The sequence below is a fragment of the Arthrobacter sp. JSM 101049 genome (genome assembly GCF_041679245.1).
Classification (GTDB): Bacteria; Actinomycetota; Actinomycetes; order Actinomycetales; family Micrococcaceae; genus Arthrobacter_H.
The window spans coordinates 23861-48034 of sequence record NZ_JBGFFC010000010.1; the positions used below are offsets into that span (position 1 = coordinate 23861).

The following is a 24174-nucleotide window of genomic DNA, read 5'->3' on the forward strand; positions in this document are numbered from 1 at the left end:
CATGTCAGGGCGGGGTCGGCTCCGGATGCGTGGACCTGCGCTGCCTTGTGGTCCACTCCACGCCCCGGCAATAATGGCGATCATGCATGTAGCCCGGCGCCTGACCCTGACGACCGTCCTGTCCACACTCGCCCTGGCCAGCCTATCGGCGTGTTCCCCCCAGGTTCCAAACCCCGAGCCCACCGCCCAGGCACTGGCCCGGGCCCTGGACAGCCACGATTTCTCCTCGGTGCCGCTGGACGGCACGGATCCCGGCACCGCCTCCGCCGAGGTGTCGAAGGCGTTCGCCCCGTTGGGGGACCTGAAGCACAGCACCACCGTCGAATCGGTGCAGTCCGCCGAGGACCAGGACACCCCCACGGCCACCGCGACCTTCAGGACGGACTGGGCCATGGACGAGGCGGGCACCGAGTGGCAATACACCACCACGGCCACGCTCCGCTACGACGCCGAGGCGAAGTCCTGGGAGGTCCAGTACGATCCGTCGATCGCCCTGCCCGGGCTGGAGGAGGGCCAGTACGTCGCGCTGACGACCCGCAAGGCCGACCGGGGACAGATCCGCGGCGCCGACAAGCAGGTCCTGGTCAAGGACCGGCCCGTGGTCCACGTCGGCATCGACAAGACGCGCCTGGAGGACGGCCAGGCGGCCAGTGCCGCGAAGAAGCTGGCCAAGCTGGTCCACATCGACGCCGCCGCCTACGCGGACCGCGTCGTCGGCGCCGGCGACAAGGCCTTCGTCGAGGCGATCACCCTGCGCGACAACGCGGACCGCACCGCCACCGACGCCAAGATCACGGCCATCCCGGGCGGCCGGGCCATTCCCGATGCCGAGCCCCTCGCCCCCACCCGGACCTTTGCACGCCCGATCCTGGGCAGCGTCGGCCAGGCGACCGCGGAGGTCATCAAGAAGTCCGAGGGCAAGACCAAGGCCGGGGACGTCGTGGGGCTCTCGGGCCTGCAGAAGACCTACAACGACCTGCTCGCCGGAACGACCGGATACTCGGTGGATGTCTACGACTCGTCCAACGAACAGGTCCGCCAGCTGATCCACCGCGACCCGGTCGACGGCAAGAACCTGGTCACCACGTTGGACCCGGCCCGGCAGGAACTGGCGGAGAAGCTCCTGGCCGAGGTCGATCCGACCTCGGCACTGGTGGCGATCCGGCCCTCCGACGGCGCGATCCTCGCTGCGGCATCCGGCCCGGCCGGCGACGGCCTGAACACGGCAATGCTCGGCAAATACGCCCCGGGCTCCACGTTCAAGGTCATCACCGCGCTGGCCATGCTGCGCGAGGGCACGACGCCGGCAAGCAAGGTCGACTGCCCGGCAACCACCACCGTGGACGGCAAGGAGTTCAAGAACTACGACGGGTACCCGAGCGCCAAGCTGGGGACCATCCCGCTCTCGGAGGCCATCGCCCAATCGTGCAATACCGTCTTCGTCCAGGGAGCCTCCGGGATGAAGGCCGGGCAGCTGACCTCCGCAGGCGCCTCGCTCGGCCTCTCCCCCACCCCGGCCACCGGCAGCGCGGCGTTCCTGGGCTCGATCCCGGATGATTCGACCGGAACCACCCTCGCCGCCAACGGCATCGGACAGGGAGTGGTCCAGGCCTCCCCGTTGGGCATGGCCACCGTGGCCGCGTCGGTGGCCGCCGGGCAGACCGTCTCGCCGCACCTGATCGCCAGCCCGAAGCCGGATGCGGCGGAGAAACCGGAGAAGAAGCTCACCTCCGACGAGGCGTCGGAGCTGAAGAAGATGATGGCCGGCACCGTCACGCACGGCACCCTGGCGGACCTGCAGCGCGTCCCCGGCCCCACGGTCTACGGCAAGTCGGGCACGGCGGAATACGACGCCGACCACAACGCCCACGCATGGGTCATCGCCTTCCAGGGAGACCTGGCTGTCGCCGCGTTCGTCGCCGAGGGCCAGGGCGGGGCCCAGACAGCCGGACCCCTCGTGGCCGATTTCCTGACCGGGGTGCAGAAGTCAGGTGGCAACGATTGACGGCGCGCGCTGGCGGGCGGTCGCGAACTGGCTGAACCTCGCGACTCCCTGCGGGCTGCTCCTCGCCCGCGCCTCCGGATGCCGGGTCGTCGACGGCGGCCGCGGCCTGCATTTCGCCTTGGGCTACCGCCCGCGGCTCCCGGTGGCGGCGGCCTTCACGGTGGGCAACGTGGTCCTGTTCCGGGGCGAAGCCGACGCCTCCCGCCGCCCGGGCCTCGTCGACCACGAGGCACGCCACTGCACGCAGTACGCGCTGTGCCTGGGCCTGCCGTTCCTGCCGTTGTATGCCCTCGCCGCGGGCTACTCGTGGCTCCGGACCGGCGACCCGGCCTCGCGCAACGTCTTCGAACGACGGGCCGGACTGGCTGATGGCGGGTACCGCGAACGACCGCCCCGTCCACTTCGGCCGGTCCTCGCCCGCTTCAGGCCAGGGTCCCGGCCGCGAGGCTGATGTCCGTGGCATGGTCGAGGGCCTCGCGGGCGACCAGGACCAGTGCCCGGGCCAGGAGTTCGGGGTCGGCGCCGTCCGCGCCGGTCGGGGGGACGTGGACGAACCCGCCGCGGGTGCCGCCCGCGTCATCGGCCAGTGCGTGCATCAGCGCATAGAAGACCTGGTTGCACACATAGGTCCCGGCGCTGTGGGAGACCTGGACGGGCACGCCCGCGTCCCGCAGGGCCGCCAGGGCCCGCTTGACCGGCAGCGTGGTGAAATACGCGGCCGGTCCTCCCGGCACCACGGGCACGTCGACCGGCTGTGCCCCGGCGTTGTCGGGGATGCGTGCATCGACCAGATTCAGGGCGGCCCGCTCGAGCCGGACGCCGTCGGCCGCCGCATTCAACCCGGTGCAGACGACCAGGTCCGGCCGGTAGGCGTCCATGGCGTAGCGCAGCGCCGCCGGGGCGTCGGCGAAGACACAGGGCAGTTCGACGGCGGTCGCCGGCTGACCGGTGTCGTTGAGCAGTTCGGCAGCCCGCCGCGCCGCCCCGATGGACGGATTGGCGCGGTCCCCGCCGAAGGGCTCGAATCCGGTCAGCAGGATCATGGCCGGGTGCCGGCCGGTCGTGCCGGTGCCGGCTCCCCACCGGCATGCTCGGCCAGGAGCGCCTCGAGGATCGGCAGGTCGGCCGGGATCCACGGCAGGTCCGTAACGGCATCCGCCGCCAGGTCCACCCACCGCAGCTCGTCGTGGTCCTCGAGGGGTTCGGGGACCCCGTCGGTGATGACGGCCAGCCACACGCGCATGGCGGCGGGCCCGGCGAGCTTCCAGCCCTGGTCCATTGGACCGCGGACCTCCGCGCCCAGCTCGACGTCGACGCCCAGCTCCTCCCGCACCTCGCGCAGCAGCCCATCCTGGCAGGACTCGCCGGGTTCGACCTTTCCGCCGGGGAATTCCCACTGCCCGGCCAGCGCCGGGGGACCCGATCGCCGGGCGGCCAGCAGCCGGCTCGGCGATTCCAGCGAATCGACCAGGGCGGCGCCCACGATCTGCTTCAGCGCGTTCATCGTCCCCCGTCCCCCTCCGCGGCGGCACCGGTCCGGGCGTCGCCGCCGGCGGGACGCTTGATGTCGGGCTCGAGGTAGATCATCGTCGCGGTGGGCACCGCGTCGCGGATGCGGATTTCGGCGGCGTCGATTGCGTGGGCGATGTGCTCGCCGGTGGCCCCTCCGGCGATGCCGATCTTTGCTGCCACCAGGATCTCGTCAGGGCCCAGGTGAAGGGTCTTGAGGTGGATGATCGGGGTGCCGTCCGAGGTGATCGCCTGTTCGATCTTGGCGATGTTCTCGCGGGACGCCGACTCGCCCAGTAGCAGGGACTTGGTCTCGATGGCCAGGATGACGGCGATGCAGACCAGCAGCAGCCCGATCATCGCCGTTCCCGCGGCGTCGAAGAGCCCATTGCCGGTCAACAGGGTCAACCCGACGCCGAGCAGGGCGAAGAACAGGCCGAGCAGCGCGCCGAAGTCCTCGAGCAGGATGACCGGCAATTCGGGGGACTTGGCGCGGCGGATGAACTCGACCCAGCCGGACGTGCCGCGGACGTGGTTCGATTCGCGGACGGCCGTGCGGAAGGAAAGCCCCTCGGCGATCAACGCCCCGACCAGGACCGCCAGCGGCACCCACCACCAGGGTCCCTCGAGGCCATGGGGGTCCTTGAACTTCTCGTAGGCCTCGAAGAGGGCGAACAGACCGCCGACGCTGAACAGGATGATGGAGACGATGAACGCGTAGATGTAGCGTTCCCGGCCGAACCCGAAGGGGTGTTCGGGGCTGGCCTGGCGCTTGGCCCGCCTGCCCCCAACGAGCAAAAGCACCTGGTTCCCTGAGTCGGCGACCGAGTGGATCGCCTCGGCCAGCATCGACGAGGACTGCGTGAGCAGCCAGGCCACGAATTTGAAGAGTGCAATGGTCAGGTTGGCCGTCAGGGCCGCGATGACCGCCTTGCTTCCACCGGATGCTGCCATGTTTCCGCCTCTCTCGTGGCGCCGTGCGCCGTCGGGATGGTCCATTCGACACGCTACTACGCGCCGGCGGGCCTGCCATCCCCCGCTGTCGTCGGCAGCTGGCCTGCACGGCGTTGGGCCCGCGCGGAGGCGTAGAGGCAGACCGTCGCCGCCGTGCCGACGTTCAGCGACTCGGCGACCCCGTAGAGCGGCACCGCGACCCGGTGTCCCGCGGCGGCCAGTTCGGACTCGGCCAACCCCTGCGCCTCGTTGCCGAAGAGCCAGGCGGTGGCATCCTCCAGCCGGGGTGCATCCTGCACGACGGCGGTGTCACCGGCCGCGAGGCGACGGCCGGCGCTGGCATCCTGCAGCGCATCGAGATCCACGGCACCGTAGCCGTCGGCAGCGAGCAGTTGCACTTCGGCGCGCGCTGCCGCCTCCACCAGCTCCCCGAAGGGCACCGCGGTGGCGATGGGCAGGTGGAAGACCGATCCGACGGTCGACCGGACCGCCTTGGGGTTGTAGATGTCGACGCTGCCTTCGATGAGCACGACGGCGTCGGCTCCGGCGGCGTCGGCAGCGCGCAGGATGGTCCCGGCGTTGCCGGGATCCTGGATGCGGCACAGCACGGCCACCAGGCGGGGACCTTTCGAGAAGACGTCGTCCAGGGTCGTTTCGGGGATGCGGCACACCGCGACGACACCCTGTGGGGTAACGGTGTCGGCCATGGCCGCCACCACCTGGGCACTGGCGGTGCGCAGCCGCACCCCGTCCCGCAGGACGCCCAGTTCCGGGTGGCGCTCGAGCATCTCGGGGGTCGCGAAGACCTCCTGGACGATCCCGCGTCGGCCCGCGGAGGCGGCCTCGTCGTGGCTGGCGAGCGCCTCGCGGACCGCTAGTGGCCCCTCGGCCAGGAACGCCATCCGTTTGGTGCGGCCCGGGCGCGTGGCCAGCCGGGCAACATCCTTGACCCGGTCGGCGCGTGGGTTGGTCATGTCCGGCTCGGCTGCATCCATGTGGAATACCTTATCGGGATCGGGCGGCGGGTCGGCCGGCAGGAGCTTGCCGGTATGCCGCGGCTCGTTAAACAGCGCAGGGGACGGAATCCACTCGGGATTCCGTCCCCTGGGACCGGCGGGCCCATGGCCCGCCGATGCCGTCCTGCCTACTTGGAGAACTGCTGGCGGGACTCGCCACCGGCCGGCTCGAAGCCTGCGGCCTTGGCGGCCTCGACGGAGTTGAACCAGAACTCCGGCTGGGTCTGCTCGTACCAGGTCGAACCCGGGACGTGGTACTTCTTGGACTGGTTGCCCTTGATGACGTATCCCTCGGGGGCATCCTGGCCGTCAACGGCCTTCACGACGCCTTCGCCATCGTTGGCGGCCTGTGGGGCAGCAGCTGCCTTGGGGGCTGCGGCCGGAGCGGCGGCCTTCGGGGCCGACTTGGCTGCGGGGGCGTTGACGTCGGCCGGCAGGGCTGCCTTGGCGACCTGGACGAGTGCGCCGAAGGCGTTGGCGTCGGAGACGGCGAGCTCGGCGAGCATGCGGCGGTCGACCTCGACCTCGGCGGCCTTCAGGCCCTGGATGAGGCGGTTGTAGGTCAGGCCGTTGGCGCGGGATGCAGCGTTGATGCGCTGGATCCACAGGCGACGGAAGTCACCCTTGCGCTTGCGGCGGTCGCCGTAGCTGTAGACGAACGAGTGGAGCAGCTGCTCCTTGGCCTTGCGGTACAGGCGCGAACGCTGACCGCGGTAGCCCTTGGCCCGCTCGAGGACGACCCGACGCTTCTTGTGGGCGTTGACTGCCCGCTTCACACGTGCCACGTGTGTACTCCTTAATATCTAGCCCTCGGTAGGCCTGCCATGCGGCGGCCGCTCCGGGGGAACTCCGTGGTTGGTTGGGAACACCAGGCTCCCGGTGCGTCTGCCTAGAGGCCCAGCATCCGCTTGATGGTCTTGGTGTCCGCTTTGGCCACGATCAGGTCACCCTTGAGCTGGCGCTTGAGGCTGGAGGGCTTGTGCTCCAGGTAGTGGCGGCGATTGGCCTGCTGGCGCTTGAGCTTGCCGCTACCGGTGAGCTTGAAGCGCTTCTTGGCTCCACTGTGGGTCTTGAACTTCGGCATGTCCGCCGTTCTCCTTACGTGCTCCCGTTGCCCTGTCGGACCGGGGATCTTGAGGGCTTCCAGGACTGGAAACCCGTGGGTCATCTGCGTCGCCCCGGGGGACGGACCACACCGGGCTACTTGCCCGGGCGCGGCTTCGCGGTGTTGCGTGGTGCCGGCTTCGGAGCAGGCTTGGGGGTAGCCGTCGGCTTCGGCGCCGGCTTGGCGGCCGGTTTCGGAGCCGCGGCGGGCTTCGGCGCTGCTGCAGGCTTCTCAGCAGCAGCCGGCTTGGCTGCAGCCGCGGGTTTCGCCGCGGGCTTGGACTCGGCCTTCGGCGTCGCCGCCGTGGGCTCCTCCGCGCTTGCCTTCGGCGTTGCCGCCTTGGGCTCTGCCGCGGCCTTTGCCTTGGCCTCTGCCGCTGCCTTGGCCTCTGCGGCTGCGGCTGCCTCATCGGCCTTCGCCTGCTCGGCGTTGTCCGCCTCGACCTTGGCCAAACGCGCCTTGAATTCGTCCGGGAGGTTGTCACCCATGGACTGCGTCATGGCAGGCTGATCGCCCGACGTGTCGACGCGGCCTTCTTTCACGGCCGATGCCTTGGCCTTGTCGTTCTCCCGCTGCGCCTGGCGACGGGCTTCGGCCTTGGCCTCGGCCTTGTTCTTCAGCGGTCCGACGACCATGACCATGTTGCGGCCATCAATGCGGGGGCTCGATTCCACAACCCCCACGGATGCAACGTCCTCGGCGAATTTGTTGAGCAGGCGGATACCCATCTCGGGGCGCTGCTGCTCGCGCCCGCGGAACTGGATCATGGCCTTGACCTTGTCGCCGGCGCCCAGGAAACGCAGGGCATGGCCCGTCTTCGTCTCGTAGTCGTGCTTGTCGATCTTGAGCCGGAAACGGACTTCCTTCAGAACCGTGTTCGTCTGGTTCTTGCGGGCCTCGCGCGCCTTGACGGCGGCTTCGTACTTGTACTTGCCGAAGTCCATCAACTTGCACACGGGAGGCTTTGCCGTCGGCGCCACCTCAACCAGATCAAGGTCGGACTCCGCGGCCAGACGCAATGCGTCTTCGATGCGGACGATGCCCACCTGTTCGCCATTGGGTCCAACCAGCCGCACCTCTGGGACGCGGATTCGATCATTAATGCGTGGATCGCTGATGTGTCACTCCTGCTGTTCGTCGTCGAGAACCACCGGCGACATGGAGAAGGCCTCCAGCTGCCGGGCAGTTGGAGGCCTGAGAATCGGTGCGGATGCTCTCGCACGCCGCGGAACTCGCGTTCCGTACCGAAGTGACCCGGCAACCTTGCGCGGTTACTGCGGGTGGGAGTAGGCCTCCACTTGCGTACTGGTTCGATCTTCGTCAACCATCCTGCCGTTTCGGGCCGGACACACGGACTAAGCAAAACCAGTCGGTCTGTGAAAAGCTTAGCAGCATGAGTACCCCTGAAACCAATCCGGACGCCTCCTTCGGCGATACCAACCATGTCCGCGACATCGCGGAGGTAGCCGCCGTCGAGGTCATCACGACTGCCGCCGTTCACCTGATGAGCGCCGCGGCGGTCAAATGCGGTCTTGCCGAGGGCGAGGACGCCGAGGAGCTGAAGGACCTCGACGAGGCGCGCAAGCTGATCACCGCCCTCGCCGGACTGATCACGGCTGCCGCCCCCGAGGTCGGATCCCAGCATGCCGGCCCGCTGCGCGACGGACTGCGGTCGCTGCAGCTTGCCTTCCGCGAGGCCTCGACCATCCAGGATGCCCCAGGGCAGGGACCGGGCGAGAAGTTCACCGGTCCGGTGAACTGACCCCTCCTGCACGCCCGGGAGGCCATCGCGGAAGCCGCGGTGGCCTCCCTTTTCCATGTCAGGGCCGATGGTGCCGTGGCCGGCGGTATCGGCTCGGCTGCCGGGACCGGTGGATCAGGCCTGCGCCGCGGGCCCCTGCAGTCCGAGTTCGAGCGAGTCGACTCGGGCGGCGAATTCCACGTCGGCACCCAGCACGCGTTGGAGCCGCTGGAGGGCGGCCGCCAGCTGGTCCTGGGACAGACCGGGGCGCAGGGAGACGTTGAGGCGCAGTTCGGGCCCCGGTCCCCCGCCGGGGATGACCGCTCCGTCGCCGGTGCGGGAGGCGACCCCGGGGCCGGGGGCGGCGGCCAGGCCGGTGATCACCGGGTCCGCATCTGCGGCTGCCTGCAGGACCGGCAGAAGCGACTCGTCCGCATAGCTGGGCGTCCATTCCCGTTGTTGAGCCAGGGCCCACATGCCGGGACGACGCACGACGAAGGTGGTTTCGGCCCCGGGATCGATGACGAGCAGCTGGGCCTTCTCCGCAACGGCCGACAGGGCCGCACGAGGTCCGAAGACGGCGACCGGTCGTGCGTCCGGATGCCAGGCCTGCAGGCGGTCCACGCTGCTGAAGACCGGCAATGCGGGGCGTCCGTCGGGGGCCTTGATGCTCACCAGGGCCATGTCGGCTTCCTTGTCCTCTGCGAAGCCGTGTTCCCCGATGCCGCCGTCGGCCAGCGTGGCCACGACCGGGACGAAAAGCCGGGCGCTAGCCAGGGCACGATGGACGTCCACCTCGTCGCCGGTTCCCGATTTCAGGGCCGCGATGGCGGCGACGTACCCGGAGTCCGGCTCGCCGTCGTCCTGGTCGAAGTTGTGCAGCGGATTGCCCCCGCCGGCGAGGTCGCGCCCCGCCCACGGCTGGCCAGCAGAGTCCGTGGGCTGGCCGGAGCGGCGCAATGCGGCCTCGATATGCCCGGGCAGGTGCCGTCCGATCGGCCGGGCGGGGGCATCGGGGGCAGAGCCCGCATCGGGTCCGGTGGCATCCGCCTCGGACATGGGCTACTTCCGGCCTGCGACGTCGAGGGCCTGGGGCAGCGTGAACTGCCCCGAGTACAGCGCCTTGCCCACGATGGCCCCCTCGACGCCCTCGGGCACCAGGGCGCGCAACTGCCGCAGGTCCTCCAAGCTGGAGATGCCACCGGAGGCGATGACCGGACGGCTGGTGCGGGTGCACATCTCCCGCAGCAGCCCGACATTGGGCCCGCGGAGGGTGCCGTCCTTGGTCACATCGGTGACGACGTAGCGGGCGCATCCGGCGTCTTCGAGGCGGGCCAGGACCTCCCACAAGTCCCCGCCTTCGCTGGTCCAGCCGCGGCCGGCCAACCTGGTGCCCCGCACGTCCAGCCCCACGGCGATCTTCTCACCGTGGCGGGCGATCGCCCGTGCCGTCCATTCCGGGTCCTCCAGCGCGGCGGTTCCCAGATTCACGCGCGCCGCACCGAACGCGAGGGCGCGCTCAAGGGACTCGTCGTCGCGGATTCCCCCGGACAGCTCGATCTTGATCCCCAGCTCCCGGGAGATCCTGGAGACGGCCTCGGTGTTGTTCCCCCGGCCGAACGCGGCGTCGAGGTCCACGAGGTGCACCCATTCGGCACCGTCCTGCTGCCACGCCAAGGCGGCGTCGAGGGGGTCGCCGTAGCCGGTTTCACTGCCGGCCTCGCCTTGGACGAGGCGGACTGCCTGGCCGTCGGCGATGTCCACTGCGGGCAGGAGTTCGAGGATGCTGGTCGTGGTCACTGTGGTGGTCTCCGGTCGTCGGGGGTGGTCGGGTCGGGCTCGCGTGGCGCTGCGCCGGCCCGGTCGTCTACTTCAGGGTCAGGACGTAGGCGGCGAGCAATGCCATGCCCGCCAGGACCCAGGCGGTGATGATCCAGGAGATGTGGGCCTTCTGCTGGCGCAGCGACAGAGCCCCGCCGGCCAGGATGCCGCCCAGGGCCATGAGGACGATGCTCCACATCAGGCCAGCGTCCCCAGCCAGTTGGCCAGAAGCTGTGCCCCGGCGTCGCCGGATTTCTCCGGGTGGAACTGGACCGCCGAGAGCGGCCCGTTCTCCACGGCGGCGATGAAGCGGCTTCCGTGTTCGGACCAGGTGACGGCAGGGGGCGTCATGCGCGGCTGGGCGACGGGGAAATCCCACGTCTGCACCGCGTAGGAATGCACGAAGTAGAAACGCTCGTCCTCGATGCCGGCGAAGAGGCGGGAACCGGGGGCCGCCTCGACGGTGTTCCACCCCATGTGGGGCACCACCGGAGCCTTGAGCAATTCCACGGTCCCCGGCCATTCGCCGAATCCAGCGGTGCGGATGCCATGTTCCACACCCTCGTCGAAGAACACCTGGTGGCCCACGCAGATGCCCAGAACGGGCCTTCCGCCGGCGATGCGACGGCCGATGAGGGGCCCCGCCCCCACGTCGTTCAGAGCCTGCATGACACTGGCGAAGGCACCCACCCCGGGGACCACGAGGCCGTCGGCTTCGCGGATGTCCTCCGCCGCGCGGCTGAGGGTGACCTCCGCACCGACGTGTTCAAGGGCGCGGACGGCGGATCGGATGTTTCCCGACCCGTAGTCCAGCACGGTGATGCGTGGGCCCGGCATCTACAGGGCCCCCTTCGTCGAGGGGATCGCACCGCCGGTGCGGACGTCGGGTTCGATGGCTTCCCGGAGCGCCCGGGCAAACGCCTTGAACTGGGCTTCCACGATGTGGTGCGGGTCGCGGCCGCCCAGGACGCGCATGTGCAGGCAGATCTGCGCGTGGAGCGTCAGCGCCTCGAAGACATGCCGCGTCAGCGATCCGGTGAAGTGGCCTCCGATGAGGTGGTACTCCTGCCCGGCCGGTTCCCCGCCGTGGACCAGGTAGGGCCGTCCCGAGATGTCGACGACGGCGTGTGCCAGTGCCTCGTCCAGCGGGATCGTGGCTTGGCCGAACCGGCGGATTCCCGCCTTGTTGCCCAGGGCCGTGCGCAGCACCTCCCCCAGGGTGATGGCCACGTCCTCAACGGTGTGGTGCACGTCGATGTGGGTGTCCCCCGTCGCCTGGACGGTGAGGTCGATGAGTGAATGCTTCGCCAGTGCCGTCAGCATGTGGTCGTAGAACGGGACACTGGTGCTGATGTTCGCGACGCCCGTTCCGTCGAGGTCGAGTTCGACGACGACGGTGGACTCGCTCGTGGTGCGCTCCAACCGGGCACGGCGGCCGCTGGGCAGTTCTGCAGACACAGACAATCCTTTGGTGTGGGGGAACGGGCAGCACTCGGACCACCCGGGGGTTAAGTCTAGCCTTCCAGCCCGGGGGCAGGACGGGCGGTGCCACCCACGAGCGCTTCAAGCGCTTCGAGGAAGGCCGTGGTCTCGGCTTCGGTGCCTGCGGTAACACGCAAGTGCCCGGGGATTCCGACGTCGCGGACCAGCACACCGGCGTCCAGCAAACCCTGCCAGACGTGGCCCGAGTGCTCGAGGCCGCCGAAGAAGACGAAATTTGAGTCGCTGACGGCCGGCGTCAGGCCCAGCCGCTTCAGCTCGGCGACGATCCGGTCGCGCTGGCCCTTGATGTCCTCGACAGTGGCCAGCAGCGCGTCCACGTGCTTGAGGGCCGCGTTCGCGGTGGCCTGGGTGACCGCCGAGAGGTGGTAGGGCAGCCGGACCAGCCGAAGCGCGTCGGCGATCTCCGGGGCGGCGGCGAGGTAGCCGAGTCGGGCGCCCGCCAAGGCGAAGGCCTTGCTCATGGTCCGCGTGACGATCAGGCGTTCCCGGCCGGGGATCAGGGTGAGTGCCGATTCGGTGCCGGCCAGGGCGAATTCGGCGTAGGCCTCATCGACGATGACGATGGAGTTGCTGGCCCGTCCGGCCTCGTACACGGCTTCGACCACGTCGAGGCCCAATGCGGTCCCGGTGGGGTTGTTCGGGGAGCACAGGATGACGATGTTCGGGGCCGCGGAGGTGACCTGCCGGGCGGCGGAGGCCGCGGTGAGCTGGAAGTCCTCGCTTCGTTCACCGGCGATGTAGGTGGTGTCGGTGCCGCTGGCCAACAGGGGGTACATCGAGTAGGTCGGCGGGAAGCTCATCACGGTGCGTCCGGGGCCGCCGAAGGCCTGCAGGATCTGTTGCAGCACCTCGTTGGAGCCGTTCGCGGCCCAGAGGTTTTCCGGCCTCAGACCGTGGCCGAGATACGCGGCGAGACGCTCGCGCAGTTCGGTGAATTCCCGATCCGGATAGCGGTTCAAGCCGGTTGCCGCGTCCGCAACGTCGTCGGCGATGGCCTGGCGGACGGCTTCCGGGAGGGGATGGGTGTTTTCGTTGACGTTCAGCAGGACGGCGACATCGAGTTGGGGCGCGCCGTAGGGTTCGATGCCACGCAGGTTGTCCCGCAGCGGCAGCTTGGCCAGTTTTTCCAGCTGATTACTCACCGCACCATTCTATTGGCCCATGGCCCATGCCGGGAATCACGGGCAGCTCTGGGGTCATATTCCGGCCTCAATCACCGGTGGGGACGAAGATCTCCTGTCCGGGAACGAGCACGGAGCCGCGCAGGTCGTTCATTTCGGTGATTTCGGCCACGACCTGCTGGCGGTCACGCTCCGGGGCGAACTCGGCGGCGAGCTCCCAGATGGTGTCCCCGTCCATGACGGAAACCGTAGTCGCCTCGACGGGCCTGGTTTCCGCAGCTCCCGACGCCATGACCGGTGCAGTGAAGATGCCCGCCAGGACGATGGCAGCCGTGGCAGCGAGCATCAGCGGCAGTCCGATCAGGATAAAGCGGCCGCGACGGGTCAGCTGGAGGGGTGCGGGGGACGCCTCCGGGCCTCGTGCCCGCTTGGATGCCGACGGGACACCGGTGCGGCCCGCTCCGACGAACACCGGGGCTGCGATTGCGATTTGCGCCATGGTCTTGCCTTCCTGTCGGCCCGCCGTAGCGGGAACCTGCTTACGGGCCATCAGCCCTTCTTCGAATGCATCTTCGAATGTTTTCATCATTTTTAGCATCTATGTACGAAGAATGTCGAGACACGTTCGAATAAACCTTTGAACGAACCGAGTGGGTCGCATAGAGTGGAACCATCGGCCGCACGACGAGAGTCCACCAGCCGCATCCGACATATTGCGCACAACTTCCGGTACGCCGGCGATCGACCAGGACGGGATGGACCATGAGCCCAGCGGAGAATCCGGCCCCCAAGAAGGCGCCCAAGAAACTGACGGATCGGCAACAGCAAATCCTCGACACGATCCAGCGCGCCGTCTCCGACAAGGGGTATCCTCCGTCGATGCGCGAAATCGGTGACACGGTCGGGTTGGCGAGCCTGTCCAGCGTGACCCACCAGTTGTCACAACTGGAAAAGCTCGGCTATATCCGGCGCGACCCGCGCCGCCCGCGCGCCATGGAGGTCCTGCAGGCACAGCAGCGCGGCGACGACACCATCGCGGGTGCGGCCGGCCCCGAGGCGGGACCGGCGGAGGTGCCGGAGAGTCTCTCAGGCCAGCCCCGCCCCTCCCTGTCGATTATCGGGACCGACGAATCCGCGGATGTCGCGAGGGTTCCGCTGGTCGGCAGAATCGCCGCCGGTGGGCCGATCCTTGCGGACCAGTCCGTGGAGGACGTCATGTCGCTTCCCCGCCAGCTGGTTGGCCATGGTGAGTTGTTCATGCTCAAGGTCAGCGGCGATTCGATGGTCGAGGCTGCGATTTGCGATGGGGACTGGGTGGTCGTGCGCCGCCAACAGCATGCCGAGAACGGCGATATCGTGGCGGCGCTCCTGGACGACGAAGCCACGGTCAAGACCTTCCGCCAGCGTGACGGGCATACCTGGCTCCTACCCCAGAACCGCCAGTACGAACCGATCCTCGGCGACCATGCCACAGTCATGGGCAAGGTCGTTTCGGTGATGCGCTCGATCTAGCTGCACTCCATCCCGGCATGTCCGCAGGGTCCTCCGTCAGCCGACGGAGGACCCTGCCTTTTCATGCGCTTCCGGCGGCCAGGCGGCGCAGCGAACCGAGGACGACGTCCTTGTCCGTCGTAGCCCACATCGGAGGAAGCGAGGCGCGCAGGAAGTTCCCGTAGCGCTCGGTGGCCAGGCGGGAGTCCAGCACGGCGACCACGCCGCGGTCGGCCGTGGAGCGGATCAGTCGACCCGCGCCCTGGGCCAGCCGGACTGCGGCATGGGAGGCGGAGACGGCCATGAAGCCGTTGCCTCCGTGCCGGGCGACGTCCCGGCTGCGGGCGGTGGACAACGGATCGTCCGGCCGGGGAAAGGGGATCCGGTCGATGACGACCAGCCGGCACGAGTCACCGGGAACGTCGACGCCTTGCCACAGGGTCATGGTGCCGAAGAGGCACGTATCGCGCTCGTCGGCGAACTGCTGGACCAGCGAGGACATGCTCGATTCGCCCTGGCAGAGGATATCGGGGGCCACACGCGGCCGGAGGGCTTCGGTGGCCTCCTCGGCGGCGCGCCGCGAGGAGAAGAGTGCCAGCACTCCGCCGCCGGATGCATCGATCAGGTCCGCCAACTCATCCAATGCCTCCGGAGCGAGGCTGCGGGATGGCTTGGGCAGATGCCGGGCAACGTAGAGCATGCCTTGCCGCGCGTAGTCGAAGGGGCTGCCAACGTCGACGCCGGTCCACGCGGGGGCGCCCTCCCCCAGCAGGCCCAGTGATCCGGCCACCGGCTCGAAGGCGGCGCCGATGGCCAGGGTGGCCGAGGTCAGGATGACGGTGCGCCCATCGAACAACCCCTCGCGCAGCTTGCCGGCAACCGACAGTGGTGCGACATTGATGGTTGCCGGGGCCGTGTCGTCCGCCGCGGTGTATCCGGCGCCCGGGGTGAAGCTCCCCTGGCGTGATATCCACACCACCTCGCGTTCATCGGACGGTCCATCGAGCCGGTCGCACTGTTCCACCAGGTACATCAACTGCGACCGGGCCATCTGCCGTCCGCCGTCTGCCGTATCGCCATTTGCGGGTTTGGAATCGGAGAGGGCAACCCGGGCGGCCTCGCGTACCGCGGCCACAGCGGCCCGCTGGCCCTCGTTCAGCCCCTTGGGGAGCAACCCGGTCGCAACGCCCTCGAGGGCAGCTGCCAGGGACTTGCCCGCCTGGCTCAGGGCCTCGACGGCGACTCCCTTGCAGTTGCGCCGGGTGGCCGTTGCGGCGGCGGTGACCATGGCCGCCGACAGGGGCCGGGTGACCGAGCTGGTGACCCGGTCCTGGAGTTCGTGGGCCTCGTCGATGATCACCGTGTCGAATTCCGGGAGCACCGCCAGCCCCTCGAATGCGGACACGGCAAGCATTGCATGGTTGGTGATCACGATGTCTGCCTCACCGGCCTTCTTCCGCGCCAATTCGCTGAAGCATTCCTCGGCCATCGGGCACTTCTGGGCACCGAGGCAGTCCATGGCGGTGACCGAGACCTGTCGCCATGCGCGTTCGCTGACGCCCGGGACCAGGTCGTCGCGGTCTCCGCTCTCGGTTTCCTCGGCCCACTCGCGCACCCGCACGACTTCCTGGCCCAGAGCCGAGGTCGGACCTCCGCCGGTTGTCAGCGGGCGGGCGGAACCCTGGTCGTCGAGCGCGAACAGGGCGCCTTCGTCGTCGTCGGGGTAACCTCCCCCGAGCTTGTACTTGCACACGTAGTTGGATCGGCCCTTGGCCAGGGCCACATCGAGGCGGCGGAGCAGCTCGTCGTCGAGGTTCTCCAGCAGCCGGGGCACGTCGCGTCCGACGATCTGTGCCTGCAGAGCCAGCGTCGCCGTGGAGACCACCACCGGCTTATCCGACTCGAGCGCATGGGCGATGGCCGGGACCAGGTACGCCAGGGACTTGCCGGTTCCCGTACCGGCTTGCACCAGCAAGTGGCGTCCGCTGTCGAGGGACTCCACGACCTGTTTGGTCATTTCATGCTGGCCTGGCCGGCTCTGCCCGCCCATGCCCTCGACGGCTCGGTCCAGGAGGGCGACGACGTCCTCTACCTCAGCCATGGACGACGAACTGCTCCAGTTCCGCGGCGAGGCCGCCGCGTACCTTGACGGACATGTGGGTTCCCTCCGTGGTGTGTTCGGTGGCGAGGATTTCCGCATCCGTGCCATGTAGGCGGTTCACGAGGTCGCCCCGGTCGTAGGGGATCAGCAAATCCATGCTGACGTCGGGCCGCGGGATGGACGCGCTGATCTTGTCCAGCAGTTCCGGGATGCCGCCGCCCGTCCGGGCGGAGACCACGACGTGGTTGGGTTCGCGCTGGCGCAGGCGTTCGACCACGAAGGGATCGGCGATATCGGCCTTGTTCAAGACGATGATCTCCGGAATGTCCTGGGCCTCGACTTCCGTGAGGACCTGTCGGACGGCGTGGATCTGACCCTCCGGGTCCGGATGCGATGCGTCGACCACGTGGAGGATGAGGTCCGCGTCGGCGATCTCCTCGAGCGTGGACCGGAACGCCTCCACCAGCTGAGTCGGCAGCGCGCGGACGAAGCCCACCGTGTCGGCGAGCGTGTATCCCAGGCCGTCGTCGGTTTCCGTCCGGCGGACGGTGGGGTCCAGTGTGGCGAACAGCGCGTTCTCGACGAGGGCGCCGGCGTCGGTGAGCCGGTTCAGCAGGGAGGACTTCCCGGCGTTCGTGTATCCGGCAATGGCAACTGCGGGTACGGCGTTGCGTTTGCGGTTGGAGCGTTTGGCCTCGCGGGCCGGTTTCATGCCCTTGATCTCGCGGCGGAGCTTGGCCATGCGGTCGCGGATGCGTCGGCGGTCCAGTTCGATCTTGGTCTCGCCGGGACCGCGTGATCCGATGCCGCCGCCGGCGGTGCCGACCCGTCCGCCGGCCTGGCGTGACATCGATTCGCCCCAGCCACGCAAGCGCGGCAGCAGGTACTCGAGTTGGGCGAGCTCGACCTGGGCCTTGCCCTCCCGGCTCTGGGCATGCTGGGCGAAGATGTCAAGGATCAGCGCGGTACGGTCGATGACCTTCACCCGCACGATGTCCTCGAGGGCGCGGCGCTGGGACGGCGCGAGCTCGGAGTCGATGACCACGGTGTCGGCACCGGTGCTGGCCACGATGTCGCGCAGCTCCAGGGCCTTGCCCGACCCGAGGAATGTTCCCGGGTCTGGTTTGAGGCGGCGCTGGACGAGGCCGTCGAGGACCTCGGATCCTGCGGTCTCGGCCAACGCGGCGAGCTCGCGCAGGGAGTTCTCGGCTTCCTGGGCGGTTCCCTCGGTCCAGATCCCGGCCAGGACCACGCGTTCCAGGCGTAGTTGCCGGTATTCGACCTCGGTGACGTCTTCGAGCTCGGTGGACAGCCCGGCAACCCGGCGCAGTGCATTGCGCTCTGCCAGGTCGCGTTGCTCCCCGTCGGCGCTCGAGTGCTCCTCGGCATCGCGGCCGAGTGCCAACGCGCGTCCGCCTAGTGCGGACTGGCCGGCCCCTGCCGTCCGGCCCGTGGCGCGGCCGGCGGCATCGTCGGACGCCAGGATGCGTTCGATGACGGACTGGATCTCGTCCTCGGGCAGGTCGCGGTCGTCTGGATTGGGCTCGTTGTGAGTGGTCATGTTCCCCTTTGATGGTGCTGCCACCAATTCTAGTCGGCTCCCCCGACACGTCGAGGATTTCCTCCAGCGGCCGAATGCCCGCGCGGCGGAAAGTCGTGAGTGATTGGGAGAACTCTATCACTCCGGGACGCGTACCCTGATCGCGTCAATTCGCCTTGGCGCCCCGGGCCCGTTAATCTTCCACACATGGGTTCGGACCACTACTTCAGCGCACAGCCGTCAACGCCATTCACCCGCAAGCGCGTCCGGGTGGTCCTCGGCGGGACGGAACGGACCCTCAGCACCGCCGGCGGCATCTTCAGCCCGGATGGCATCGACAAGGGCACCGCAGTGCTGCTCGACGGCGTTCCGGCGCCTGCGGCCGAAGGCGATCTGTTGGATATCGGGTGCGGCTGGGGCCCGCTGGCCCTGACGATGGCCCTGGCGTCCCCCGCGGCGACGGTCCACGCGGTCGACGTGAACCAGCGCAGCGTGGAGCTCACCCGGGAAAATGCCTCCGCGCTGGAACTGGGAAACGTCGTGGCCTCCGCACCCGAAGCCGTTCCGGAAGCAGCCCGCTTCCAGACCATCTGGTCCAATCCCCCGATCCGCGTGGGCAAGGACGTCCTGCACGAGATACTGCTCCACTGGCTGCCCCGCCTGGCTCCGGGGGGAACGGCGTGGCTGGTGGTGCAGAAGAACCTCGGCTCGGACTCCCTGCAGTCGTGGCTGGCGCGCGAACTGCCGGAGGGGCTTGCCGTCTCGCGGCATTCGACGGCCAAGTCGTTCCGCATCCTGCGCGTGGACCGTGCCGTCGAGGCAGCGCGTGACGAGCCGGTGGTGGCGGGCTAGGCGACGACGCCTTCGGCCACCAACACCGCCGGACCGTCGAGGACCACATGTTCGCGCCCATCCGCTGCGATGGTGAATCCCACGGATACGGTGCCGCCGGGCACGCGGACGTCCCACCGTTCGGCCGCGACGCCACCGGCCCAGTGCCGGGTGGCCACCACGGCTGCGCAGGCACCCGTACCGCATGACTGGGTCTCCCCGACACCCCGCTCGTGGACGCGCATGCGGATCGCTCCGACCCCATCGGTGACCAGGGGATCGGCCGGCAGCACGAACTCCACATTCGTTCCGTGTTCGGGGACGGGATCCACCACCGGCGCCCGGTGCAGGTCGAGCTCGTCGAGCTCGACGGCCTCGGAAACGGCCACGACGGTATGCGGATTGCCCATGCTCACGCTCAGGCCCGGACGGGGCACTTCCATCCCGGCGTCGACGACCGAGTCGAGGGCCCGCTCGTCGGCCTGATGCGGGAAGATGAATTCCCACGGGCCCATGTCCACGGCGTAGCCCGCAGCCGAGCGGGTGATGATCTTCACCCCGGCGCGGGTTCCGATGGCGAGCGCTTCGCCGTCGTCCAGGGCCACGAGTCCGCGTGCGACCAGGAAGTGCACGAAGACCCGCACCCCGTTGCCGCACATCTCGGAGACCGACCCGTCGCCGTTGCGGTAGTCCATGAACCATTCGGCGTCGCCGTTCTCCGCCAACACTGCGCGGCCTTCGGCCAGCGTTTCGGAGCGGACGGCGCGGATGAGGCCATCGGCCCCGAGCCCCAGGTGGCGGTCGCACAACGCGGCGACCTGCTCGGGGAGGATGTCCTGCGCGTTCGCCGGGTCCGCGACAAGGATGAAGTCGTTTCCTGTCCCGTGCCCCTTGGTGAAGGCCAAACCGGAGAGTTCCCGGAGTCGTTCGGCGTGCTGTTCGGGGACCTTGATGCTCATGGTCCTAGCCTACGTGGCCGGGGGACCTTCGAAGTCCCGCACGGCGGCCGAGAGGGTGTCCACCAGGCACGGGTCGGTGGAATCGAACCATCGGACGCGCGGGTCCGCGCGGAACCACGTGACCTGGCGCCGGGCAAACCTGCGGGTGGCGACCGTGGTGGCCTCGATGGCCTCCTCGATGGTGCAGGTCCCGTCGAGTGCCTGGGTGAACTGCGCGTAGCCGATGGCCCGGGACGCGGTCTTGGTGTCGCGCAGCCCCTGGGCCAGCAGCCGCTCGACCTCGCCGAGGAGCCCTGCCTGGTGCATGGTCCGGACCCGGCGCTCCAGACGCTGGTGCAGGAGCGGCCGGTCCAGGTCCAGGCCGAGCTGAAGGCTCCGCTGCTGGTATTTCCGCTCGGGCATGTAGGAGCTGAAGGTCCGCCCGGTGATTTCGTGGACCTCGAGGGCGCGGATCAGCCGGCGATCGTCGAGTCCCCGGGCTGCGGAGGCGGGGTCTGCCGCAGCCAGGCGCTGGTGCAGCCCTGCCGTACCGTGGTCGGCCGCTTCCCGCTCCAATCGGCGGCGGACGGCTGGGTCGGTGGGAGGGAACTCGAGTTCGTCGAGCGCTGCCCGCACATAGAGTCCGGAACCGCCGACGAGGATCGGCAGCCGGCCCCGCTCCTGGATGGCCGAGATGGCCGTGCGGGCCTGCGCCTGGAAGGCGGCGACGCTGGCTTCTTCGCTGAGGTCCAGGATGTCGAGCAGGTGGTGGGGGATGCCGCCGCGTTCTCCCACGCCGAGTTTGGCGGTGCCGATGTCCATCCCGCGGTAGAACTGCAGGGCATCGGCATTGACGATCTCCCCGCCGAGTTCGCGGGCCAGGCCGATGGCTGCGTCCGATTTGCCGGTCCCCGTCGGGCCGACCAGCGCAATGACCGGCCGGGGCCGCATGCTAGGCACGGGGCGGCAGCGCCGGCATCCCCAGGGACACGCCGTTGCCGTTCGCCGCTGCCGGGGCCGTCCCGGCGCCGCAGGATTCTGCCTGGGAGCGGTCCCACGCGTCGCCGGCCCGGGACCGGCGCAGCTGGTAGTCCGCCGCCGTCGCCGGGTCGGCCACGAGGTGGAAGGCGGCGGCCTCGGTGATGGTGACGGTCACGAGGTCCCCGGGACGTGGCTGCTCGGCTGCCTCGGGTACGGAGAAGTGCACCAGCCGCTGGTCCCTGGCCCGGCCTGAGAGGCGGTGGGTCTGCTCTGCCTTGCGGCCCGACTGCGCGGTGACCATCACCTCGACCTCGCGACCGACCTGCCGGCTGTTCTCCTCTGCGCAGATCCGGTCCTGCAGGGCAGTCAGCCGTTCGTAGCGTTCCTGGACGACGTCCTTGGGCAGCTGGTCGGCCAGCTCCGCAGCGGGTGTGCCCGGGCGCTGGGAATACTGGAACGTGAAGGCACTGGAGAACCGCGACTGCTCGACGACGTCGAGGGTCGCCTGGAAGTCCTCCTCGGTCTCGCCGGGGAAACCGACGATGATGTCGGTCGTGATGGCTGCTTCGGGCATGCGCTCGCGCACGCGGTCGAGGATCCCCAGGAACTTCTTCGACCGGTAGGACCGGCGCATCTCCTTGAGCACCTTGTCCGAGCCCGATTGCAGGGGCATGTGCAGCTGCGGCATGACATTGGGGGTTTCTGCCATCGCGGCAATCACGTCGTCGGTGAAGGCCGCCGGATGGGGGCTGGTGAACCGGACGCGTTCCAGGCCCTCGATTTCGCCGCAGGCCCGCAGGAGCTTCCCGAAGGCCAGGCGGTCCCCGAATTCCACGCCGTACGAATTCACGTTCTGGCCCAACAGCGTGACCTCGATGGCCCCGTCGTCGACGAGTGCCTGGACCTCGGCCAGGATGTCACCGGGGCGCCGGTCGCGTTCCTTGCCGCGCAAGGAGGGGACGATGCAGAAGGTGCAGGTGTTGTTGCAGCCGACGGAGATCGACACCCAGCCGGAGTAGACGGAGTCCCGCTTGGTGGGAAGGGTCGAGGGGAAGACATCCAGGGATTCGAGGATCTCCAGCTGGGCTTCGTTGTTGTGGCGGGCCCGTTCGAGCAGCGTGGGCAGCGAGCCGACATTGTGCGTGCCGAAGACGACGTCGACCCATGGCGCCTTGCGCAGGATGGTCTCCCGGTCCTTCTGGGCCAGGCATCCGCCGACGGCGATCTGCATGCCCGGGTGTTCTTCCTTGACATGGGCCAGCCTGCCGAGGTTGCCGTAGAGCTTGTTGTCGGCGTTCTCGCGGACCGCACAGGTGTTGAAGACGACAACGTCCGCGGTCTGCGCGGGATCGTCCTGGGCGACCATGCCCGCGTCCTCGAGCAAACCGGCCAACCGCTCCGAATCATGGACGTTCATTTGGCAGCCGTAGGTGCGGACCTCGTAGCTGCGCGTCGGGGCCGTCGGGTCCACGGGGGAATCAGTGCTGGGAATGGTCAAACTCACCCCCCAAGGGTACCGAATGGACCACCGGCCACGGGAATCCACCGGTTCCCGGCACCGCGCCTCAGTCCCGCTGCGCGGGCCAGACCTCGTTGACCACCCGGAAAGCGATACCGGGTCCGTAGCCCTTGCGGCCGAGCATGGACACCAACCGGCGCACGCCCTTGTCGTGGTCAAGCCCCGCCGGCATCGTCCTGGCCTTCTTTTCCACGAGCTCGCGGGCCATCTCGAACTCGTCGTCGGAGCTGACCTGCTCAAGCGCGGCGTCGGCTAGTTCATCGCTGATGCCCTTGTCCCGTAGCTCGCGTCGCAACATGAGGCGGGACAGTCCACGGGTCCGCGCGCGGCTGCGGACCCACGCATCGGCGAAGGCGGCGTCATCGATGAGCTGGAGCTCCTCGAAGCGGTCCAGAACATGCCGTGCGGCATCGGCGGGAACGTCCCGTTCGGCGAGTTTGTCCGCGAGTTGCCGGCGGCTTTTGGGTGACCCGGTGAGTTGGCGCAGGATGATCGCCCGGGCCGAGGCCTCCGGGTCCGTGTCCGCTGGCCCTCCACCGGACGTGCCCGCCGACGGCTCCCCCGAAGCGGCGGAGTCGTCCCCCGTCCCGTCCGGATCGGCCGTCCGGCCCCGCCGTTGCCGTCGACCGGGGCGCGTCGCTTCCCCGGAAGCTTCCCCTGGGGAACCACCGGGGAACAGCGAGCCCACGGTTCCGTCGCCGGCACCCGTGAGCCCGCTGTAGTCATCTGCCTGGTTCCCCATGCCGGGCTGCAGTTCGATCAGGCCCGGCTAGGAGTCGTTGCCGACGGCCCGCAGTTGCGGATCGCCTGGTTCCCCGGGAGTGGCACCGATGCCGAGCTTTTCCTTGATCCGCCGTTCGAGCTCGTCGGCCAGATCTGGGTTGTCGCGCAGGAACTTGCGGGCATTTTCCTTGCCCTGGCCCAGCTGGTCGCCGTCGTACGTGAACCACGCACCGGACTTCTTGACGAAGCCCTCTTCGACACCCATGTCGATCAGGCCGCCTTCCCGGGAGATGCCGACACCGTAAAGGATGTCGAATTCCGCCTGCTTGAACGGCGGGGCCATCTTGTTCTTGACTATCTTCGCGCGGGTGCGGTTGCCGACCGGGTTCGTCCCCTCCTTGAGGGTCTCGATGCGCCGGACGTCGATGCGCACGGACGCATAGAACTTCAGGGCCTTGCCACCCGTGGTCGTCTCGGGGCTGCCGAAGAAGACACCGATCTTCTCGCGCAGCTGGTTGATGAAGATGGCCGTGGTCTTCGTCTGGCTGAGGCGTCCGGTGATCTTGCGCAGGGCCTGGCTCATCAGGCGGGCCTGCAAGCCGACGTGGCTGTCACCCATCTCGCCTTCGATTTCCGCACGCGGCACCAGGGCGGCGACGGAGTCGATGACGATGATGTCCAGCGAACCGGAGCCGATGAGCATGTCCATGATTTCCAGCGCTTGCTCACCGGTGTCCGGCTGCGAGACGAGCAGGGCATCGGTGTCAACGCCGAGCTTCTTGGCGTATTCGGGGTCGAGCGCGTGCTCTGCATCGATGAAGGCTGCGATCCCGCCATTGCGCTGCGCGTTGGCCACCGCGTGCAGCGCCACGGTGGTCTTGCCCGAGGATTCGGGGCCATAGATCTCCACCACACGGCCGCGCGGCAGCCCGCCGATTCCCAGGGCGATGTCCATGGCAATCGAGCCGGTGGGGATGACCTCGATCTTGGCGCGGGTGTCGTCGCCCAGGCGCATGACCGATCCCTTGCCGTACTGCTTGTCGATCTGCGCCAGCGCTGATTCGAGAGCCTTTTCGCGGTCCATTGCTGCGGCCATCATTCACCTCGGTTGTCTTGTGGCCGTATCGGCCTGTTGTCGTCCTGCTTCACACGGTATGCGCCACGCCGGACAATTTGGCGCGCGCCGGCTTTCCTGTGGAGAACCGGCGACTGCCCCGTGTCATGTCTCTGCTGACAGCCTACAACTTCTCCGAACACATATTCGAACAACAATGC

The 24174-nt window shown here is 68.7% G+C and carries 26 protein-coding genes; 5 read left to right on the forward strand and 21 right to left on the reverse strand.

Annotation, left to right across the window (positions count from 1 at the left end; genetic code table 11):
- Positions 1–82: 82 nt before the first annotated feature.
- Positions 83–2005 carry a penicillin-binding transpeptidase domain-containing protein gene (locus AB8M85_RS16570; protein WP_372699942.1) on the forward strand — a complete coding sequence of 641 codons (1923 nt, stop codon included), beginning with the start codon at positions 83–85 and terminating at the stop codon, positions 2003–2005.
- A complete protein-coding gene (locus tag AB8M85_RS16575) occupies positions 1992–2456 on the forward strand; it encodes a hypothetical protein (protein ID WP_372699943.1) in 465 nt (154 codons plus the stop codon). The genes AB8M85_RS16570 and AB8M85_RS16575 overlap by 14 nt, the downstream gene beginning before the upstream one ends.
- Here AB8M85_RS16575 and AB8M85_RS16580 read toward each other — a convergent pair.
- From AB8M85_RS16580 to infC, 7 genes are all read right to left on the reverse strand, one after another.
- Positions 2428–3048, reverse strand: a complete 621-nt coding sequence (locus tag AB8M85_RS16580) for a pyroglutamyl-peptidase I (RefSeq protein ID WP_372699944.1) — start codon at positions 3046–3048, stop codon at positions 2428–2430. The genes AB8M85_RS16575 and AB8M85_RS16580 overlap by 29 nt on opposite strands.
- Positions 3045–3509: a (deoxy)nucleoside triphosphate pyrophosphohydrolase gene (locus AB8M85_RS16585; protein WP_372699945.1), complete on the reverse strand. Its 465-nt coding sequence runs from the start codon at positions 3507–3509 to the stop codon at positions 3045–3047. The genes AB8M85_RS16580 and AB8M85_RS16585 overlap by 4 nt, the downstream gene beginning before the upstream one ends.
- On the reverse strand, positions 3506–4468 hold the full coding sequence (locus tag AB8M85_RS16590; protein WP_372699946.1) for a cation diffusion facilitator family transporter: 963 nt from the start codon (positions 4466–4468) through the stop codon (positions 3506–3508). Before AB8M85_RS16590 ends, AB8M85_RS16585 begins: the two co-directional genes overlap by 4 nt.
- Before the next feature lie 56 nt (positions 4469–4524).
- A complete protein-coding gene (locus tag AB8M85_RS16595; RefSeq protein WP_372699947.1) occupies positions 4525–5463 on the reverse strand; it encodes a TrmH family RNA methyltransferase in 939 nt (312 codons plus the stop codon).
- Positions 5464–5612: 149 nt separating this feature from the next.
- Positions 5613–6269 (reverse strand): 50S ribosomal protein L20, encoded by a 657-nt coding sequence (gene rplT, locus AB8M85_RS16600; protein ID WP_372699948.1) that lies wholly within the window; start codon positions 6267–6269, stop codon positions 5613–5615.
- Between the two features lie 104 nt (positions 6270–6373).
- Positions 6374–6568, reverse strand: coding sequence for a 50S ribosomal protein L35 (gene rpmI, locus AB8M85_RS16605; RefSeq protein WP_372699949.1), 195 nt, complete (start codon positions 6566–6568; stop codon positions 6374–6376).
- Positions 6569–6684: 116 nt separating this feature from the next.
- Positions 6685–7665 (reverse strand): translation initiation factor IF-3, encoded by a 981-nt coding sequence (gene infC, locus AB8M85_RS16610; RefSeq protein WP_372699950.1) that lies wholly within the window; start codon positions 7663–7665, stop codon positions 6685–6687.
- A 317-nt stretch (positions 7666–7982) separates the two neighbouring features.
- Between infC and AB8M85_RS16615 the strand changes: the two genes are divergently transcribed.
- On the forward strand, positions 7983–8351 hold the full coding sequence (locus AB8M85_RS16615; RefSeq protein WP_372699951.1) for a DUF1844 domain-containing protein: 369 nt from the start codon (positions 7983–7985) through the stop codon (positions 8349–8351).
- A 114-nt stretch (positions 8352–8465) separates the two neighbouring features.
- Here AB8M85_RS16615 and AB8M85_RS16620 read toward each other — a convergent pair whose 3' ends face one another.
- The 7 genes from AB8M85_RS16620 to AB8M85_RS16650 form a co-directional block, all read right to left on the reverse strand.
- Positions 8466–9389: an SseB family protein gene (locus AB8M85_RS16620; RefSeq protein WP_372699952.1), complete on the reverse strand. Its 924-nt coding sequence runs from the start codon at positions 9387–9389 to the stop codon at positions 8466–8468.
- A 3-nt stretch (positions 9390–9392) separates the two neighbouring features.
- The gene (gene priA / locus AB8M85_RS16625) at positions 9393–10130 is read right to left on the reverse strand and encodes a bifunctional 1-(5-phosphoribosyl)-5-((5-phosphoribosylamino)methylideneamino)imidazole-4-carboxamide isomerase/phosphoribosylanthranilate isomerase PriA (protein WP_372699953.1); all 738 of its coding nucleotides are present in this window, start codon (positions 10128–10130) and stop codon (positions 9393–9395) included.
- A gap of 67 nt (positions 10131–10197) precedes the next feature.
- A complete protein-coding gene (locus tag AB8M85_RS16630; RefSeq protein ID WP_372699954.1) occupies positions 10198–10350 on the reverse strand; it encodes a hypothetical protein in 153 nt (50 codons plus the stop codon).
- Positions 10350–10988, reverse strand: coding sequence for an imidazole glycerol phosphate synthase subunit HisH (gene hisH / locus AB8M85_RS16635; RefSeq protein ID WP_372699955.1), 639 nt, complete (start codon positions 10986–10988; stop codon positions 10350–10352). Before hisH ends, AB8M85_RS16630 begins: the two co-directional genes overlap by 1 nt.
- On the reverse strand, positions 10989–11609 hold the full coding sequence (hisB, locus tag AB8M85_RS16640) for an imidazoleglycerol-phosphate dehydratase HisB (RefSeq protein WP_372699956.1): 621 nt from the start codon (positions 11607–11609) through the stop codon (positions 10989–10991).
- 56 nt (positions 11610–11665) lie between these two features.
- Positions 11666–12796: a histidinol-phosphate transaminase gene (locus AB8M85_RS16645; protein ID WP_372699957.1), complete on the reverse strand. Its 1131-nt coding sequence runs from the start codon at positions 12794–12796 to the stop codon at positions 11666–11668.
- Positions 12797–12863: 67 nt separating this feature from the next.
- Entirely contained in the window at positions 12864–13274 is a 411-nt protein-coding gene (locus tag AB8M85_RS16650; protein WP_372699958.1) for a LysM peptidoglycan-binding domain-containing protein, read from the reverse strand.
- Between the two features lie 263 nt (positions 13275–13537).
- On the opposite strand from AB8M85_RS16650, the gene lexA reads away from it, so the two are divergent.
- A complete protein-coding gene (gene lexA / locus AB8M85_RS16655) occupies positions 13538–14287 on the forward strand; it encodes a transcriptional repressor LexA (RefSeq protein WP_372699959.1) in 750 nt (249 codons plus the stop codon).
- 61 nt (positions 14288–14348) lie between these two features.
- Here the strand turns inward: lexA and AB8M85_RS16660 are convergent, their stop codons facing one another.
- On the reverse strand, positions 14349–16367 hold the full coding sequence (locus AB8M85_RS16660; protein ID WP_372699960.1) for an ATP-dependent DNA helicase: 2019 nt from the start codon (positions 16365–16367) through the stop codon (positions 14349–14351).
- Positions 16360–17928: a GTPase HflX gene (gene hflX / locus AB8M85_RS16665; protein WP_372699961.1), complete on the reverse strand. Its 1569-nt coding sequence runs from the start codon at positions 17926–17928 to the stop codon at positions 16360–16362. Before hflX ends, AB8M85_RS16660 begins: the two co-directional genes overlap by 8 nt.
- A 186-nt stretch (positions 17929–18114) precedes the next feature.
- Between hflX and AB8M85_RS16670 the strand changes: the two genes are divergently transcribed.
- Complete coding sequence (locus AB8M85_RS16670; RefSeq protein WP_372699962.1) at positions 18115–18759, forward strand: class I SAM-dependent methyltransferase; 645 nt, start codon at positions 18115–18117, stop codon at positions 18757–18759.
- Here AB8M85_RS16670 and dapF read toward each other — a convergent pair.
- The 5 genes from dapF to recA all read right to left on the reverse strand — a co-directional run bounded on the left by dapF (position 18756) and on the right by recA (position 23995).
- A complete protein-coding gene (gene dapF / locus AB8M85_RS16675) occupies positions 18756–19697 on the reverse strand; it encodes a diaminopimelate epimerase (RefSeq protein ID WP_372699963.1) in 942 nt (313 codons plus the stop codon). The two genes, AB8M85_RS16670 and dapF, sit on opposite strands and share 4 nt — an antisense overlap.
- A gap of 9 nt (positions 19698–19706) precedes the next feature.
- On the reverse strand, positions 19707–20627 hold the full coding sequence (gene miaA / locus AB8M85_RS16680) for a tRNA (adenosine(37)-N6)-dimethylallyltransferase MiaA (protein WP_372699964.1): 921 nt from the start codon (positions 20625–20627) through the stop codon (positions 19707–19709).
- Between the two features lies 1 nt (position 20628).
- Positions 20629–22161 (reverse strand): tRNA (N6-isopentenyl adenosine(37)-C2)-methylthiotransferase MiaB, encoded by a 1533-nt coding sequence (gene miaB / locus AB8M85_RS16685; protein ID WP_372699965.1) that lies wholly within the window; start codon positions 22159–22161, stop codon positions 20629–20631.
- A gap of 61 nt (positions 22162–22222) precedes the next feature.
- Positions 22223–22918 (reverse strand): regulatory protein RecX, encoded by a 696-nt coding sequence (locus tag AB8M85_RS16690; protein WP_372699966.1) that lies wholly within the window; start codon positions 22916–22918, stop codon positions 22223–22225.
- 27 nt (positions 22919–22945) lie between these two features.
- Entirely contained in the window at positions 22946–23995 is a 1050-nt protein-coding gene (gene recA / locus AB8M85_RS16695; protein WP_372700011.1) for a recombinase RecA, read from the reverse strand.
- Between the last annotated feature and the right edge of the window lie 179 nt (positions 23996–24174).

Excerpts from the sequence above, each read along its gene's own strand:
- AB8M85_RS16570 (WP_372699942.1), top strand. The coding sequence starts at position 83 with ATGCATGTAGCCCGGCGCCTGACCCTGACGACCGTCCTGTCCACACTC.
- AB8M85_RS16580 (WP_372699944.1), bottom strand. The coding sequence starts at position 3,048 with ATGATCCTGCTGACCGGATTCGAGCCCTTCGGCGGGGACCGCGCCAAT.
- AB8M85_RS16585 (WP_372699945.1), bottom strand. The coding sequence starts at position 3,509 with ATGAACGCGCTGAAGCAGATCGTGGGCGCCGCCCTGGTCGATTCGCTG.
- AB8M85_RS16590 (WP_372699946.1), bottom strand. The coding sequence starts at position 4,468 with ATGGCAGCATCCGGTGGAAGCAAGGCGGTCATCGCGGCCCTGACGGCC.
- AB8M85_RS16595 (WP_372699947.1), bottom strand. The coding sequence starts at position 5,463 with ATGGATGCAGCCGAGCCGGACATGACCAACCCACGCGCCGACCGGGTC.
- rpmI (WP_372699949.1), bottom strand. The coding sequence starts at position 6,568 with ATGCCGAAGTTCAAGACCCACAGTGGAGCCAAGAAGCGCTTCAAGCTC.
- AB8M85_RS16615 (WP_372699951.1), top strand. The coding sequence starts at position 7,983 with ATGAGTACCCCTGAAACCAATCCGGACGCCTCCTTCGGCGATACCAAC.
- AB8M85_RS16620 (WP_372699952.1), bottom strand. The coding sequence starts at position 9,389 with ATGTCCGAGGCGGATGCCACCGGACCCGATGCGGGCTCTGCCCCCGAT.
- AB8M85_RS16630 (WP_372699954.1), bottom strand. The coding sequence starts at position 10,350 with ATGTGGAGCATCGTCCTCATGGCCCTGGGCGGCATCCTGGCCGGCGGG.
- hisH (WP_372699955.1), bottom strand. The coding sequence starts at position 10,988 with ATGCCGGGCCCACGCATCACCGTGCTGGACTACGGGTCGGGAAACATC.
- AB8M85_RS16650 (WP_372699958.1), bottom strand. The coding sequence starts at position 13,274 with ATGGCGCAAATCGCAATCGCAGCCCCGGTGTTCGTCGGAGCGGGCCGC.
- lexA (WP_372699959.1), top strand. The coding sequence starts at position 13,538 with ATGAGCCCAGCGGAGAATCCGGCCCCCAAGAAGGCGCCCAAGAAACTG.
- AB8M85_RS16660 (WP_372699960.1), bottom strand. The coding sequence starts at position 16,367 with ATGGCTGAGGTAGAGGACGTCGTCGCCCTCCTGGACCGAGCCGTCGAG.
- hflX (WP_372699961.1), bottom strand. The coding sequence starts at position 17,928 with ATGACCACTCACAACGAGCCCAATCCAGACGACCGCGACCTGCCCGAG.
- AB8M85_RS16670 (WP_372699962.1), top strand. The coding sequence starts at position 18,115 with ATGGGTTCGGACCACTACTTCAGCGCACAGCCGTCAACGCCATTCACC.
- dapF (WP_372699963.1), bottom strand. The coding sequence starts at position 19,697 with ATGAGCATCAAGGTCCCCGAACAGCACGCCGAACGACTCCGGGAACTC.
- miaA (WP_372699964.1), bottom strand. The coding sequence starts at position 20,627 with ATGCGGCCCCGGCCGGTCATTGCGCTGGTCGGCCCGACGGGGACCGGC.
- AB8M85_RS16690 (WP_372699966.1), bottom strand. The coding sequence starts at position 22,918 with ATGGGGAACCAGGCAGATGACTACAGCGGGCTCACGGGTGCCGGCGAC.
- recA (WP_372700011.1), bottom strand. The coding sequence starts at position 23,995 with ATGGCCGCAGCAATGGACCGCGAAAAGGCTCTCGAATCAGCGCTGGCG.